This is a genomic window from Streptomyces sp. NPDC053750 (genome assembly GCF_044544295.1).
Classification (GTDB): domain Bacteria; phylum Actinomycetota; class Actinomycetes; order Streptomycetales; family Streptomycetaceae; genus Streptomyces.
Genome location: NZ_JBITXB010000012.1, coordinates 219,172 through 234,527 on the forward strand (window position 1 = coordinate 219,172; position 15,356 = coordinate 234,527).

Annotated in this window: 15 protein-coding genes; 9 read left to right on the plus strand and 6 right to left on the minus strand. The window is 71.8% G+C overall.

The genetic code is table 11. The features are described from left to right. Positions 1-61: 61 nt before the first annotated feature. The gene (locus tag ACIGO6_RS29910; protein WP_399881747.1) at positions 62-502 is read left to right on the plus strand and encodes a GNAT family N-acetyltransferase; all 441 of its coding nucleotides are present in this window, start codon (positions 62-64) and stop codon (positions 500-502) included. Positions 503-575: 73 nt separating this feature from the next. Then, positions 576-1,154, plus strand: a complete 579-nt coding sequence (locus tag ACIGO6_RS29915; protein WP_399881749.1) for a histidine phosphatase family protein — start codon at positions 576-578, stop codon at positions 1,152-1,154. On the opposite strand, the gene ACIGO6_RS29920 is transcribed toward ACIGO6_RS29915, so the two are convergent. Beyond that, a complete protein-coding gene (locus ACIGO6_RS29920; RefSeq protein ID WP_399881751.1) occupies positions 1,151-1,603 on the minus strand; it encodes a DUF6314 family protein in 453 nt (150 codons plus the stop codon). The genes ACIGO6_RS29915 and ACIGO6_RS29920 overlap by 4 nt on opposite strands. A 138-nt stretch (positions 1,604-1,741) precedes the next feature. Here ACIGO6_RS29920 and ACIGO6_RS29925 point away from each other — a divergent pair, with 138 nt between their 5' ends. The 6 genes from ACIGO6_RS29925 to ACIGO6_RS29950 all read left to right on the plus strand — a co-directional run bounded on the left by ACIGO6_RS29925 (position 1,742) and on the right by ACIGO6_RS29950 (position 9,193). Beyond that, positions 1,742-4,228 (plus strand): alpha-L-arabinofuranosidase C-terminal domain-containing protein, encoded by a 2,487-nt coding sequence (locus ACIGO6_RS29925; RefSeq protein ID WP_399881753.1) that lies wholly within the window; start codon positions 1,742-1,744, stop codon positions 4,226-4,228. A gap of 125 nt (positions 4,229-4,353) precedes the next feature. Further along, a complete protein-coding gene (gene argC / locus ACIGO6_RS29930) occupies positions 4,354-5,382 on the plus strand; it encodes an N-acetyl-gamma-glutamyl-phosphate reductase (protein ID WP_399881755.1) in 1,029 nt (342 codons plus the stop codon). Then, positions 5,379-6,530 carry a bifunctional glutamate N-acetyltransferase/amino-acid acetyltransferase ArgJ gene (gene argJ / locus ACIGO6_RS29935; RefSeq protein WP_399881757.1) on the plus strand — a complete coding sequence of 384 codons (1,152 nt, stop codon included), beginning with the start codon at positions 5,379-5,381 and terminating at the stop codon, positions 6,528-6,530. The genes argC and argJ overlap by 4 nt, the downstream gene beginning before the upstream one ends. Continuing rightward, the gene (argB, locus tag ACIGO6_RS29940; protein ID WP_399881759.1) at positions 6,527-7,444 is read left to right on the plus strand and encodes an acetylglutamate kinase; all 918 of its coding nucleotides are present in this window, start codon (positions 6,527-6,529) and stop codon (positions 7,442-7,444) included. Before argJ ends, argB begins: the two co-directional genes overlap by 4 nt. Then, positions 7,441-8,646 (plus strand): acetylornithine transaminase, encoded by a 1,206-nt coding sequence (locus tag ACIGO6_RS29945; RefSeq protein ID WP_399881761.1) that lies wholly within the window; start codon positions 7,441-7,443, stop codon positions 8,644-8,646. The genes argB and ACIGO6_RS29945 overlap by 4 nt, the downstream gene beginning before the upstream one ends. 7 nt (positions 8,647-8,653) lie before the next feature. Beyond that, positions 8,654-9,193: an arginine repressor gene (locus ACIGO6_RS29950; protein ID WP_399881763.1), complete on the plus strand. Its 540-nt coding sequence runs from the start codon at positions 8,654-8,656 to the stop codon at positions 9,191-9,193. A gap of 215 nt (positions 9,194-9,408) precedes the next feature. Here ACIGO6_RS29950 and ACIGO6_RS29955 read toward each other — a convergent pair whose 3' ends face one another. From ACIGO6_RS29955 to ACIGO6_RS29975, 5 genes are all read right to left on the minus strand, one after another. Then, positions 9,409-10,152, minus strand: a complete 744-nt coding sequence (locus tag ACIGO6_RS29955; protein ID WP_399881887.1) for an FAD:protein FMN transferase — start codon at positions 10,150-10,152, stop codon at positions 9,409-9,411. A gap of 55 nt (positions 10,153-10,207) precedes the next feature. Further along, complete coding sequence (locus ACIGO6_RS29960) at positions 10,208-10,984, minus strand: FMN-binding protein (protein ID WP_399881765.1); 777 nt, start codon at positions 10,982-10,984, stop codon at positions 10,208-10,210. 27 nt (positions 10,985-11,011) lie between these two features. Further along, positions 11,012-12,349 carry a ferric reductase-like transmembrane domain-containing protein gene (locus ACIGO6_RS29965; protein WP_399881889.1) on the minus strand — a complete coding sequence of 446 codons (1,338 nt, stop codon included), beginning with the start codon at positions 12,347-12,349 and terminating at the stop codon, positions 11,012-11,014. A 153-nt stretch (positions 12,350-12,502) separates the two neighbouring features. Further along, a complete protein-coding gene (locus tag ACIGO6_RS29970) occupies positions 12,503-13,210 on the minus strand; it encodes a L,D-transpeptidase (RefSeq protein ID WP_399881767.1) in 708 nt (235 codons plus the stop codon). Positions 13,211-13,213: 3 nt separating this feature from the next. Next, the gene (locus tag ACIGO6_RS29975; protein WP_399881769.1) at positions 13,214-13,801 is read right to left on the minus strand and encodes a pyridoxamine 5'-phosphate oxidase family protein; all 588 of its coding nucleotides are present in this window, start codon (positions 13,799-13,801) and stop codon (positions 13,214-13,216) included. 118 nt (positions 13,802-13,919) lie between these two features. On the opposite strand from ACIGO6_RS29975, the gene argH reads away from it, so the two are divergent. Continuing rightward, positions 13,920-15,347 (plus strand): argininosuccinate lyase, encoded by a 1,428-nt coding sequence (argH, locus tag ACIGO6_RS29980; protein ID WP_399881771.1) that lies wholly within the window; start codon positions 13,920-13,922, stop codon positions 15,345-15,347. The last annotated feature ends 9 nt before the right edge of the window (positions 15,348-15,356 follow it).

The following is a 15,356-nucleotide window of genomic DNA, read 5'->3' on the forward strand; positions in this document are numbered from 1 at the left end:
GCCGAGCGGCCGGGCGGTTATCCGGTCGACGGGGTACCGGCGGCCCTGCGAGCATCCCCGCATGACGGACACACCGAGCCTGCCCGAGGGCTACGAGATCTCCACCGACCCGGACCGGATCGACGCCGCGCGCGTGCACCACTGGCTCGCAACCGACGCGTACTGGGCTCTCGGACGGCCCCGCGAGAAGCAGGACCGGGCGATCGAGGGCTCGCTCAACTTCGGGGTGTACGAGGCGATGACGGGACAGCAGGTGGCCTACGCCCGGGTGATCACCGACCGGGCGACCTTCGCCTGGCTGTGCGACGTGTACGTCGACTCGTCGGTGCGCGGCAAGGGCCTCGGAACGGCGCTGGTCGCGGCCGTGCGCGAGCACCTGCGGCCGTACGGACTGCGCCGCATCCTGCTCGCCACGCACGACGCGCACGGCGTCTACGAGAAGCTCGGTTTCGCGGCGCTGGAGCGGCCGGACCAGTGGATGGCGTTCGCCTTCGGTCGGTGAGCCCCGGCGCACCGTGGGTGACCCACAGGTAACACCTCTTGACCTGCGAACCCTTGCGCAGCACCATCACCGCATGGCGCTTCGGGTCACGTTCGTCGCGGCTGCGCGCAGCTCTCCGCTGCTCGCGGAGCGCTTCGAGGACGACCGGCCGCTGGACCAGGCAGGCTGGGACGAGGTGCTGCGCGCGGCGGGCGACCTGCTGCCGCTCGCGGGGGCCGAGTTGCGCTACTGCTCGCCCACCCCTCGCAGCCGCGCCACCGGGGACGCCCTGGGCTACGCGTCGCTGATGCAACTCGCCCTGCGCGACTGCGACATGGGACGCTGGCGCGGGCTGACGCTGGGCGAGGCCATGGCCCGCGAACCGGCGGCCGTGGACGCCTGGCTGGCCGACCCGCGGTCCAACCCGCACGGCGGGGAGTCGCTGCTGGACTTCATCACCCGGGTCGGCGGCTGGCTCGACACCCGGCCCGGCGGGGACGGCGACCGCATCGTCGCCGTGGCCGAGCCCTCGGTGATCCGGGCCGCGCTGGTGTACGCCCTGAAGGCACCGCCCGCGACGTACTGGAACCTGGACGTCCGCCCCCTGTCGACCACCACCGTCACGGGCCGCGCGGGCCGCTGGAACCTGCGCTTCGAAGGGGCGCCTGCCTAGGAACCAGGCGACTCGCGGCGGTAGTCCGTCGTGAGTACCAGGTCCTTGGCCGGGCCGCCCACCCGCCACACCGTCCGCCAGTGGTCCGCGTCCCGGACGGTGAACTCGCCCCGGTAGAGGTCGGCGGCGCACGGGTGGTCGGCCACATGGTGCCCCGAGCTCAGGTCCAGGCCGTGGAAGGGCCGGCCGTCCGCGAAGCGCACGTCGGCGGTGCCCGGCGCGGACCCCGGTTCGTAGCGCAGCGTGCGCTCGGCGGGGCGGGTCACGCCCTGCCAGGTGAAGGCGCCGGACTCCCGGCTCAGCAGCGCGCCACCCGGGAGCGCGTCGAACGCCGTGCTTCCCTCGAAGCGGCCCTCGGCCCCGCTCGCCAGGTCCCGCACCGACCGCTCGGTGCGCCACCGGCCCGCGAGATACGCCAGCACGTCGGGCACCGGCCACAACTCGCCCATTTCCACCTGCTTTCCGCCCCCGGCCCACGGGTTGCTGCGCGACCCATTGACGCGCCCGCACCCCCTCCCTATCTTGCCGTTCGAAGTGCTGACCAACGTCCGATATTTCGAACGACTAGCGAGAGCCGCGGAGTATCCATGTCACGCGCCATGTCACGCACCCGCTGGAGACTCGGTCTCAGCGTCACCGTCCTCCTGACCGCCTCGGCCCTGCTGCCGTCGCCGGTGCACGCGGAGGCCGCCGCCGACTACACGATCACCGTCGACCCGACCGCCGAGGGCGCCGCGATCGACGACACGATGTACGGCGTCTTCTACGAGGACATCAACCGGGCCGCCGACGGCGGCCTGTACGCCGAGCTCGTGCAGAACCGGTCCTTCGAGTACTCCACCGCCGACAACGCCTCGTACACGCCGCTCACCTCCTGGACCGCCGACGGCACGGCCGAGGTGGTGAACGACGACGGCCGCCTCCACGAGCGCAACCGCAACTACCTCTCCCTGGGCGCCGGTTCCTCCGTCGCCAACGCCGGCTACAACACCGGTATCGCCGTGCAGAAGGGCAAGAAGTACGACTTCTCGGTGTGGACCCGCGCCGAGAACGGCACCACCCTCACCGTCACCCTCCAGGACGCCGCGGGCCCGCTCGCGAAGGTCCGCCAGGTGGCCGCGCAGGGGAAGTGGCGCAAGTACACCGCCACCTTCACGGCGACCCGCACCAGCAACCGGGGCCGACTCGCCGTGGCCACCACCGCACCGGCCGCCCTCGACATGGTCTCGCTCTTCCCCCGCGACACCTACAAGGGTCAGCCGGGCGGCCTGCGCAAGGACCTCGCCGAGAAGATCGCGGCCCTGAAACCGGGCTTCCTGCGCTTCCCCGGCGGCTGCCTGGTCAACACCGGCTCCATGGAGGACTACAGCGCGGACTCCGGCTGGCAGCGCAAGCGGTCCTACCAGTGGAAGGACACCATCGGCCCGGTCGAGCAGCGCGCCACCAACGCCAACTTCTGGGGCTACAACCAGAGCTACGGCCTCGGCTACTACGAGTACTTCCGCTTCGCCGAGGACATCGGCGCCATGCCGCTGCCCGTCGTGCCCGCCCTGGTCACCGGCTGCGGCCAGAACAAGGCCACCGACGACGACGCGCTGCTGAAGCGGCACATCCAGGACACCCTGGACCTCATCGAGTTCGCCAACGGGCCGCGCACCAGCGAGTGGGGCGCCAAGCGCGCCGAGATGGGCCACCCGAAGCCCTTCCACCTCACCCACATCGGCGTCGGCAACGAGGAGAACCTCCCCCGGGAGTTCATGGCGCGCTTCAAGGAGTTCCGTGCCGCGATCGAGGCCGAGTACCCGGACATCACCGTCGTCTCCAACTCCGGCCCGGACGACTCCGGCACCACCTTCGACACCGCCTGGCAGCTGAACCGCGAGGCCGGCGTCGAGATGGTCGACGAGCACTACTACAACAGCCCCCAGTGGTTCCTCCAGAACAACGACCGCTACGACTCGTACGACAGGAACGGCCCCAAGGTCTTCCTCGGCGAGTACGCCTCCCAGGGCAACGCCTGGAAGAACGCGCTGTCCGAGGCCGCCTTCATGACCGGCCTGGAGCGCAACGCGGACGTCGTCAAGCTCGCCTCCTACGCCCCGCTGCTCGCCAACGAGGACTACGTGCAGTGGAGCCCGGACATGATCTGGTTCAACAACCACGCGTCCTGGAACTCGGCCAACTACGAGGTCCAGAAGCTCTTCATGAACAACACCGGCGACCAGGTCGTCCCCTCGACGGCGACCGGCACCCCGGACGTCAGCGGTCCCATCACCGGCGCCGTCGGCCTGTCGACCTGGGCGACCAGCGCGGCGTACGACGACGTGAAGGTGACGTCGGCCGACGGGAAGACCCTGCTGACCGACGACTTCTCCGGTGACGCGTCGCAGTGGACCCACGCCGGCGCCGGCAGCTGGGCCGTCCAGGACGGCGCGTACGTCCAGACGGACGCCGCAGCCGAGAACACCCTGGTCACGGCCGGCGACCCGGCCTGGCAGAACTACGACCTGCACGTGAAGGCCACCAAGAAGTCCGGCAAGGAGGGCTTCCTAGTCGCCTTCGGCGTCAAGGACACCGGCAACTACTACTGGTGGAACCTTGGCGGCTGGAACAACACCCAGTCCGCCGTCGAGCAGGCCTCGGACGGCGGCAAGTCGACGCTCCTGTCCAAGGCCGGGTCGATCGAGACGGGCCGCGCCTACGACATCGACATCAAGGTGCGGGGCCGCCAGGTGACCCTCTACCTCGACGGCAAGGAGTGGGGCAGCTTCACCGACGACAAGCCGGCCGAGCCCTTCCGCCAGATCGTCACCGAGGACGCGCGCACCGGCGAGCTGATCGTCAAGGTCGTCAACGCCCAGGACGCCCCGGCTCGCACGGCTGTGGACCTCGGCGGCGCCAAGGTCGCCTCCAAGGCCCGGGTCACGACACTGGCCGCCGACCAGGACGCGGTCAACACCGGGACGGACACGCCGGTCACCCCGGTGACCTCGACCTTCTCGGGGGTGGCGAGCACGTTCAAGTACACCTTCCCGGCGAACTCGGTCACCTTCCTGCGGATCAAGCAGCGCTAGCCCACCCCGACGGGCCCGGTGCCGGCCTCGCCTGCGTGCGAGGCCGGTCCGGGCCCTGCTCCGTACCCGATTGCATAAACGTGCAGCGATACGTATAGTCATGCCATCGAGGAGGAGGATTTTCCATGGCGGTACGTGCGGCGGTGGCCGGAGCGAGTGGGTATGCGGGCGGTGAGCTGCTGCGTCTGCTCCTCGCGCACCCCGAGGTCGAGATCGGCGCCCTGACCGGCAACACCAACGCGGGGCAGCGCCTCGGTGCGCTCCAGCCGCATCTGCTGCCGCTGGCCGACCGCGTCCTGGAGCCGACGACCCCCGAGGTCCTCGCGGGGCACGAGGTCGTCTTCCTCGCGCTGCCGCACGGGCAGTCCGCCGCCGTCGCCGAGCAGCTCGGCCCGGACGTGCTGGTCGTGGACATGGGTGCCGACTTCCGGCTCAAGGACGCCGCCGACTGGGAGGCGTTCTACGGCTCCCCGCACGCCGGCACCTGGCCCTACGGCCTTCCCGAACTGCCGGGTGCCCGCTCTGCGCTGGAGGGGTCCAAGCGCGTCGCGGTGCCCGGTTGCTACCCGACCGCCGTGTCCCTGGCGCTCTTCCCGGCCTACGCCGCCTCGCTCGCCGAGCCCGAGGCCGTGATCGTCGCCGCCTCCGGCACCTCCGGAGCGGGCAAGGCGGCCAAGCCGCACCTGCTGGGCAGCGAGGTCATGGGCTCCATGTCGCCGTACGGCGTCGGCGGCGGCCACCGGCACACCCCCGAGATGATGCAGAACCTCGGCGCGGTCGCCGGCGAGCCGGTCTCCGTCTCCTTCACCCCGACCCTGGCGCCGATGCCCCGGGGCATCCTCGCCACGTGCACCGCCAAGGCGAAGCCCGGCGTCACCGCGGAGTCCGTCCGCGCCGCCTACGAAAAGGCCTTCGCCGACGAGCCCTTCGTGCACCTGCTGCCCGAGGGCCAGTGGCCCGCGACCGCGTCCGTCTACGGTTCCAACGCCGTATCGATCCAGGTCGCGTACGACGCCGCGGCGGGCCGCATCATCGCCATCAGCGCCATCGACAACCTGGCCAAGGGCACCGCGGGCGCTGCCGTACAGAGCATGAACATCGCCCTGGGTCTCGACGAGACCACCGGACTGACGACGATCGGAGTTGCGCCGTGAGTGTGACGGCAGCAAAGGGATTCACGGCGGCGGGCATCGCCGCCGGGATCAAGTCGAACGGCAACCCCGACCTGGCCCTCGTGGTCAACACCGGCCCCCGCCGCGCCGCCGCGGGCGTCTTCACCTCCAACCGCGTCAAGGCCGCGCCGGTCCTCTGGTCCGAGCAGGTACTCAGGAGCGGGCAGCTGTCCGCCGTCGTCCTCAACTCCGGCGGGGCCAACGCCTGCACCGGCCCCAAGGGCTTCCAGGACACCCACGCGACCGCCGAGAAGGCCGCCGAGGTGCTGGGGACGGGTGCCGGAGAGGTCGCCGTCTGCTCCACCGGACTCATCGGCGTACTGCTTCCCATGGACAAGCTGCTGCCGGGCGTCGAGACCGCCGCCGGTCAGCTGTCCGAGCACGGTGGTGAGAAGGCCGCCATCGCCATCAAGACCACCGACACCGTGCACAAGACGTCCGTCGTCACCAAGGACGGCTGGACCGTCGGCGGCATGGCCAAGGGCGCGGGCATGCTCGCCCCGGGCCTCGCCACCATGCTCGTCGTGATCACCACCGACGCCGACCTGGAGACCGAGGCCCTGGACCGCGCCCTGCGCGCCGCCACCCGCGTCACCTTCGACCGGGTCGACTCCGACGGCTGCATGTCCACCAACGACACCGTGCTGCTGCTGGCCTCCGGCGCTTCCGGCATCACCCCGGAGTACGACGCCTTCGCCGAGGCCGTCCGCACCGTCTGCGACGACCTCGGACAGCAGCTCATCCGCGACGCCGAGGGCGCCAGCAAGGACATCAAGGTCGAGGTCGTGAACGCCGCGAGCGAGGACGACGCCGTCCAGGTGGGCCGCACCATCGCCCGCAACAACCTCCTCAAGTGCGCCATCCACGGCGAGGATCCCAACTGGGGCCGCGTGCTCTCCGCGATCGGCACCACGACCGCCGTCTTCGAGCCGGACCGGCTGAACGTCGCCATCAACGGCGTCTGGGTCTGCAAGAACGGCGGCGTCGGCGAGGACCGCGAGCTGGTCGACATGCGCTACCGCGAGGTCCACATCGTCGCCGACCTCGCCGCCGGCGACGCCACCGCCACCATCTGGACCAACGACCTCACCGCCGACTACGTCCACGAGAACAGCGCGTACTCCTCATGAGCAACGGACCCACGCGGAAGCACACCGCGCTCCCCAAGGCCCAGATCCTCATCGAGGCGCTGCCCTGGCTGACCCGGCACCACGGCAAGACCGTCGTCATCAAGTTCGGCGGCAACGCCATGATCGACGAGGACCTGAAGGCCGCCTTCGCCCAGGACGTCGTCTTCCTGCGCCACGCCGGCCTCAAGCCCGTCGTCGTGCACGGCGGCGGCCCGCAGATCAGCGCCGCGCTCGACAAGCACGGCATCGTCAGCGAGTTCAAGGCCGGCCTGCGCGTCACCACCGAGGACGCCATGGACGTCGTACGGATGGTGCTGGCCGGACAGGTACAGCGCGAGCTGGTCGGGCTGCTCAACCAGCACGGACCGCTCGCCGTCGGCCTCACCGGCGAGGACGCGCACACCATCACCGCCACCAGGCACCAGCCGGAGATCGACGGCGAGCTCGTCGACATCGGCCGGGTCGGTGAGATCACCGAGATCGACACCGGCGCCATCGAGGCGCTGCTCGCCGACGGCCGGATCCCGGTCGTCTCGTCGATCGCCCGCTCCCAGGACGATCACCATGTCTACAACGTCAATGCTGATACGGCGGCTGCGGCACTCGCTGCGGCGCTCGGCGCCGAGACTCTCATGGTCCTCACCGACGTCGAGGGCCTGTACGAGGACTGGCCGAACTCCGACGAGGTGATCAGCCGCCTCACCGCCGCCCAGCTGGAGAAGCTGCTGCCCGAGCTGTCCAGCGGCATGGTGCCGAAGATGGAGGGCTGCCTGCACGCCGTGCGGGGCGGCGTCACCACCGCCCGCGTCATCGACGGCCGGGTCCAGCACTCGATCCTGCTGGAGATCTTCACCGACGAAGGCATCGGCACGATGGTCGTGCCGGACGCACAGGACGCACAGGGGGAGTCGTGAGCAACGCAGAGCTGACGGAGCGGTGGCAGGGCGCGCTCATGAACAACTACGGCACTCCGCGCCTGCCCCTGGTACGCGGCGAGGGCGCCCGGCTCTGGGACGCCGACGGCAAGGAGTACCTCGACTTCGTCGGCGGCATCGCGGTCAACGCGCTCGGCCACGCCCACCCGGCGGTGGTCGAGGCGGTGAGCCGGCAGATCGCCTCCCTCGGCCACGTCTCCAACCTCTTCATCGCCGAGCCGCCCGTCGTCCTCGCCGAACGGCTGCTCCAGCGCTTCGGCCGCGACGGCAAGGTCTACTTCTGCAACTCCGGCGCCGAGGCCAACGAGGGCGCCTTCAAGATCGGTCGGCTGACCGGGCGGCCGCACATGGTCGCCACCGACGGCGGGTTCCACGGCCGCACCATGGGCGCGCTGGCGCTCACCGGCCAGCCCGGCAAGCAGGCACCCTTCCTGCCGCTGCCCGGCGACGTCACGCACGTGCCGTACGGCGACGCACAGGCGCTGGCCGCCGCGGTCACCGAGGAGACGGCGCTGGTGATCATCGAGCCGATCCAGGGCGAGAACGGCGTCGTCGTGCCGCCCCCCGGCTATCTGAAGGCGGCCCGGGCCATCACCGCCGCCACCGGCGCGCTCCTCGTCCTGGACGAGGTGCAGACCGGCATCGGCCGGACCGGGCACTGGTTCGAGTACCAGGCCCACGAGGGTGTCCTGCCGGACGTCGTCACCCTCGCCAAGGGCCTCGGCGGGGGACTGCCGCTGGGCGCGACGGCCGCCTTCGGACGCGCCGCCGAACTGCTCCAACCGGGCCAGCACGGCACGACGTTCGGCGGCAACCCGGTCGCCTGCGCCGCCGGACTCGCCGTCCTCGACACCATCGCGGACGACGGGCTGCTGGAGAACGTCAAGCGGCAGAGCGAGAAGATCCGCGGCGGCGTCGAGGCTCTCGGCCACCCGTTGGTCGCCCATGTCCGGGGCGCGGGACTCCTGCTGGGTATCGTGCTCACCGAGCCGCTCGCGCCCAAGGTGCAGCAGGCGGCTCAGGACGCCGGAATCCTGGTGAACGCGCCCGCACCCGATGTCGTACGGCTGATGCCGCCGCTGAACCTCGGCGACGACGTGGTGGACGCGTTCCTCGGGGCACTGCCCGGCATCCTTGACCAGGCCCACGCGGCCCACGGGGACGGACGATCCGGAGAATGAGACGACGATGAGTCAGGCGCAGGAGCACGAGCAGACGGCGGGGCCTGCCCTGCCGCAGACCCGCACCGCACGCCACCGCCGGATCGTGGACATCCTCAACCGGCAGGCGGTGCGCTCGCAGAGCCAGTTGGCGAAGCTGCTCGCCGACGACGGGCTGAGCGTCACCCAGGCGACGCTCTCCCGGGATCTGGACGAGCTGAACGCGGTGAAGATCCGCAACACCGACGGCGACCTCATCTACGCGGTGCCCAGCGAGGGCGGTTTCCGCACCCCGCGGGCGCCGCTCGGTGAGTCGGCCAAGGAGGAGCGGATGCGGCGGCTCTCCGCGGAGCTGCTGATCTCCGCGGAGGCGTCGGCGAACCTCGTGGTCCTGCGGACCCCTCCGGGGGCGGCGCAGTTCCTCGCCTCGGCGATCGACCAGGCGGAGCTGCACGACATCCTGGGCACGATCGCGGGCGACGACACGTTGTTGCTGATCAGCAGGGAGCCCACGGGCGGGCAGGCGCTGGCGGACCACTTGCTGCGCCTGGCGCAGAACGGCAGCTGAAGGGGGCGGTGCGGTGACCTGCCGACTGCGGCCGCGTCGTGGCCGGTCGCGCAGTTCCCCGCGCCCCTAGGGGGTTGCAGGGAGGCCGGCCACAACGGCACCCGCCCGCAGCTGCGGGCAGTCGTGCCGCTGGGGCGGCACGGGTCCCCCCGCTCGAGCGAAGCCGAGAGTGGGGGAGACACCCCGCCAACGCGGGGTAAGTGCAACGCCCTGCCTCAGCCCAGACGCGCCGCCAGCCCCCCGGTGCACCGCACCTCGTCCCCCGCAGTCACCAACAGCGCCTCGACCCCGTCGAGGGACTCCAGCCACCGCAATCCCTCCCGCGCCCCCATCGCGAACGCCGCCGTGGCCCAGCAGTCCGCCCACGTCAGCCGGGGCGCCACCACCGTGACGGACAAAAGGTCGGTCACCGCGGAGCGCCCCGTGCGCGGATCGACGACGTGCGCGCCCCGCTCGGCGGAGCCGGACGTCGCCACGGCCAACTCCGCCGCCCCCGCCGCCGAGACGACCGCCGCGAGCCCGCCCGGCCGCAGCGGGTCCGACACCCCGACCCGCCACGGCCGCGCCGCACCCGGCGTCCCGAGCAACTGCACGTCCCCGCCGCCGTTGACGCTGACGCCGCTCGCACCGGCGACCACCGCCGCGATCCGCCGCGCGGCACGCTCCACGGCCCAGCCCTTGACGATGCCGGTCGGATCGAGCCGTCCCTCGTACCGCGTGCTGAACCAGCCGTCGCTCACCCGCTCCGCCTCGGCCGCCAGCTCCAGCACCTCGGCGACGTCCGGCGCGCACGCGTCGACGGTCAGCTCCCCGCGCGCCAGCCGGGACACCTCGCTGCCGTCCCGGTACGTGCTGAACACCTCGTCGGCCCGGTGCAGTCCGGCGACCGCCTCGTCCAGCGCCGCCCGGACAGCCATGGGTTCCCCGCCGCGGACGTCGAAGGAGAAGACGGTCCCCATCGCCTCCTCCACGTGACGCACCGCGGCGGGAGCCTGTGCGGACCCGGCCCCGGTGTCAGCCACCGGCCCGGTCCAGCGCCGACTGGAGGGACTGCTGGTACCCGGCGCTGGTGTAGGTGGCGCCCGAGACCGCGTCGATGTCGGCGCTCCCGGCCGCGACGGCGGCCCGGTTGAGTTCGGGAACGGCGTCGGCGGTGATCTGGTCGCTGCGGCCGCCCTGGGGCGCCTGGAGGGCCTCGGCGCCGGTGATCTTCCCGCCGCTCACGGTCACCCGGACCTGCACGGGGCCGTACTGGGTCTGCGCGGCGTCACCGGTGAGCACCTGCGTGCCCTGCCCGGCGCCGGCGCCCTCTCCGGCGGCTCCGGAGCCGGGGTCGGACTCGGCCGTCGCGGCCGCCTTGTCGAGGGCCGACTGGAGCGACTTCGCGTACCCGGCGCTGGTGTAGGTGGCGCCCGAGACCGCGTCGATGTCGGCGCTCCCGGCCGCGACGGCGGCCCGGTTGAGCTTGGGTACGGCGTCGGCGGTGACCTGGTCGCTCTGGCCGCCCTTGGGCGCCTGCACGGCCTCGGCCCTGGTGATCTTCCCGCCGCTCATCGTGAGCCGGACCTGCACGGGCCCGTACTGGGTACGGGCCGCGTCGCCCGTGACCGTGCCGGCCCCGGCGTCCCGGCCGCCCTGCGGCGACTGCGCGGCCACGGGCGGAGCCGCGCCGCCCGCCGCCGAGGCGGAGCCCGGGTCGGACGCCGGTTTCAGCGACAGCAGCAGCACGATCCCGGACACGGTCGCGGCGCCGGCGAGCACGGCACGCCGAACGGGGTGGCTTTTCCTCATCTGTCCTGGACTCCTGATGTCCGTCGCTCACATCTCGAACGACTCGTGGTGGATACGGCGTGCGGGGACGCCCGCCCCGCGCAGTGCCTCGTACACCGACTGCGCGAAGCCGGGCGGCCCGCACAGGAAGACGTCGTGGCGCTCGACGTCCGGGATCTTGCGGGCCAGGGTCTCCGCGGAGATGTCCGGACGCTCCCCGTCCGGGCTGTTGACCGCGTACATCAGCCGGGCCCCGCGCTCGTCCGCGATGCCGGCCAGCTCGTCCCAGAGCGCCAGGTCCTGCGTGCTGTTGGCCCGGTAGAGCAGCGTGATGTCGCCGGAGGCGCCGGGCAGCGTCTCGAAGAGGGCCCGCATCGGCGTGATCCCGACCCCGCCCGCCACCAGCAGCACCTTGCCGCGGCTGCGGCGCTGCGCGGTCAGGGCGCCGTACGGACCCTCCGCCCACACCCGCGTACCGGGCTCCAGCTCGCGCAGCCGGGCGCTGTGGTCGCCGATCGCCTTCACGGTGATCCGCAGCATCTCCGGTCGCGGCGCCGCCGACAGCGAGTACGGGTGGGAGCTGAACCGCATCCCCGGCGCCAGGAACCGCCAGCGGAAGAACTGCCCCGCCTCCGCGCCCATCCGGTGCAGCCTGCGACCGCCGATCAGCACCGACACGATCCCGGGCGTCTCCTCGATCACCGCCTCCACCCGCATCCGGTGCCGCAGGTTGAGGCGGAGGGGCGTCAGGATCCGGTACCAGAGCACCAGCGCGGTCACCGATCCGTACAGCACGTACCAGACGGTCCTGGCGAGCGGCTCGACGGCGAAGTCGTTGCCGGTGGTCAACTGGTGCCAGAAGGTCAGGAACACCGCCACGTACGTCAGCAGATGCACGTGGTACCAGGCGTCGTACGGGATCCTGCGGCGGACCGGGCCGGCCGACAGCAGCCCGATGAGGACCAGGAGGCCGGTGCCGACGGCGGCCTTGCCCATGTCCGGCAGCTGGTTCACCGAGTCGATCGTCTGCTGCACGATGTCGCCGAGACCCTTGCCCGCCTGCGCGGCGTACCCCCACATGATCAGGAAGACGTGGGCCAGGACCAGGCAGAGGGTGTAGCGGCCGGTCAGGGCGTGCCAGCGGGCGACCCGGTCGGACCCCACCCGCCGCTCCAGGGCCGGTACCCGGGCCATCTGGAGCACCACCAGGGCCATGAGGTACCCGGCGAGCAGCCCGGTGATCCGGCCCGCGCCCAGGATCCTGCCGGTGTCGTCGGAGATGGCGGGCGTGTTGCGCCACCACAGCCACAACACGCCCGCCGCGCCCGCCCACACGGCGAGCAGCAACGGGACGGCGGGGGAGCGGCGGGGACGGATGCGCCGCATCGTCTGACGGCGGGCGGCGCGGCCGCCTGCGAGCGTGGTGGACGTGGTGGTCACGGTTCCTCCGGGGACTTGACCCTTGGCCCACAGATACGTGCCGCACCACCCGAGCGTTCAGCCCACCCGCTGTTCGGTCGGGCTGTTCCGCCACGCCGTTCAATAGCGCGTGATCACCGTCGCCCCGCCCGAGGTGCCGATCGCGATGTGCGGCCGGGCGACCGGGTCGGCCCACCGCAGGATGCGGCGCATCGCCTCCGCCGGCACCGACACGCAACCGGCCGTCGCTCCGCGCCCGTTGACGTGCAGGAAGATGCCCGCACCGCGCCCGCGCACCGGGCGGTGGTAGTTGAAGCCGACGACCAGGGCGTGTGCGTACTGCGCCGTGTAGGTGATCAGGTGCTCGGCCTCGGCGGCGCGGCAGTCCGCGGGGCGCGGTTCGGTCCAGCGGTTGTAGGAGCGGGAGGCGGTGTCCTGGCACCACCAGGAGTGCCGCCGCACGGGCCGGTAGCGGTACGCCGTCCCGCGCGGCGCCGCCTTGATGCCGAAGGCGTAGGGCAGGTCGTACAGCCCGGTGGGGGTGGTGTTCGTGCCCTGGCGGCGCGTCTTCCCGTCGGCCAGTCCGCCGGCCCCGAAGCGGGCGGCGGCGGAACCGGCCTTCACCCAGCTGCCGCCCCGCCGGTCCCACCACGTGACCGTGCCCGTCGTCGAGCCGGTCCCCGGTGCGACCGCGGTGATCAACTGGGTGCCGCCGCCGGTGTTCGCCATCCGGGCGGGCAGCGGCCGGGGAGCGGGCCGCTCGGCGGGCGCGGCACCGAGCGCGAGGAGGGACACGGAGACGAGGGCGACGACGACACCGGGGCGCATGCCTCAGACGGTAGAAGGGGGCAGCGGCAACGGCAGCCCGGGAAGGCCGTCCAGGCTCGTGGCGATGTGCTCCTTCTTGGTGAAGTACGCGTTGAGCGAGGCGTCGTCCTCGCGTGCGAACCGCTTGGCGTGCAGGTCCCGGTCGGACTCGTAGGCCATGAAGGGGACGCCGTAGCCGCAGGTGTCGCGGATGAGTTCGGCCGTGACGACGATGATCGCGCGGAGCCCGTGCGCGGTGGTGTCGATGTCCGGGAAGTGGGTGAGCAGCTCCGAAAAGCGCGGGTCGTCGCGGAAGACCGGCTCGCCGCGGCCGTGCACCCGGACGATGTTCGGCGGGCCCTGGAAGGCGCACCACATCAGGGTGATCCGCCCGTTCTCCCGCAGGTGGGCGACGGTCTCGGCGTTGGATCCTGCGAAGTCGAGGTAGGCCACGGTGAGTTCGTCGAGCACGGCGAACGAGCCCGTGAGGCCCTTGGGGGAGAGGTTGATCGTGCCGTCGGCGGTCAGCGGAGCGGTGGCGGTGAAGAAGAGGGGCTGCGCCTCGATGAACGAGCGGAGTCTGCCGTCTATGCGTTCATAAGTCTTTCCCATGTCTAACGATTATGGAGCAGGGGGCGCGGTGGATCACGCCAACCTGCGAGATTGACGAATCATGCAGAGTTCTGCATACTCATGCATGCCAGTGATTGCACGGTGAGGAGCGACACAAGTGAGCAGCAACAGCGGTGACGTACGGCTCTGGGGCGGCCGTTTCGCCGACGGTCCCGCCGAGGCCCTGGCGAAGCTGTCCGCGTCCGTCCACTTCGACTGGCGGCTCGCGCCCTACGACATCGCCGGTTCGCGTGCCCACGCGCGCGTGCTGCACAAGGCCGGGCTGCTCACCGAGGACGAGCTGACCCGGATGATCGCCGGGCTCGACCAGCTGGAAGCGGACGTGGCGTCCGGCGACTTCGTCGGCACCATCGCCGACGAGGACGTCCACACCGCCCTGGAGCGCGGCCTGCTGGAGCGGCTCGGCCCGGACCTCGGCGGCAAGCTCCGCGCCGGCCGGTCCCGGAACGACCAGGTCGCGACCCTCTTCCGCATGTACCTGCGGGACCACGCCCGCGCCGTCGGCGGCCTGATCGCCGACCTCCAGGACGCGCTGATCGGCCTCGCCGAGGCCCACCCGGACGTGGCGATGCCCGGCCGCACCCACCTCCAGCACGCCCAGCCGGTGCTCTTCGCCCACCACGTCCTCGCCCACGTCCAGGCGCTGGGCCGGGACGCGGAGCGGCTGCGCCAGTGGGACACGCGTACGGCCGTGTCGCCGTACGGGTCGGGGGCGCTCGCGGGCAGCAGCCTCGGCCTCGACCCGGAGGCGGTCGCCAAGGACCTCGGCTTCGAGCACGGCAGTGCCGGCAACTCCATCGACGGCACGGCGTCGCGCGACTTCGTCGCCGAGTTCGCCTTCATCACCGCGATGATCGGGGTCAACGTCTCCCGGATCGCCGAGGAGATCATCATCTGGAACACGAAGGAGTTCTCCTTCGTGACGCTCCACGACGCGTTCTCCACCGGCTCGTCGATCATGCCGCAGAAGAAGAACCCGGACATCGCCGAGCTGGCCCGCGGCAAGTCCGGCCGCCTGATCGGCAACCTCACCGGCCTGATGGCCACGCTCAAGGCCCTCCCCCTCGCGTACAACCGCGACCTCCAGGAGGACAAGGAGCCGGTCTTCGACTCCATCGACCAGCTGGAGATCCTGCTCCCGGCCTTCACCGGCATGATGGCCACCCTCACCGTGCACCGCGAGCGCATGGAGGAGCTGGCTCCGGCCGGGTTCTCCCTCGCCACCGACATCGCCGAGTGGCTGGTCAGGCAGGGCGTGCCGTTCCGCGTCGCGCACGAGGTGGCCGGCGAGTGCGTGAAGGTCGCCGAGGCCGAGGGCAAGGAGCTGGACGAGCTGACCGACGAGCAGTTCGCCAAGATCTCCGCCCACCTCACCCCCGAGGTCCGCTCGGTGCTCAACGTCCCCGGCGCCCTCGCCTCCCGCGACGGCCGCGGCGGTACGGCACCCCGCGCGGTCGCCGTCCAGCTCGCCGAGGTGAAGGCGGACGTGGCCGGCCAGCACGCCTGGGCGAACGCGAAGAAGTAGCAGCCGGTG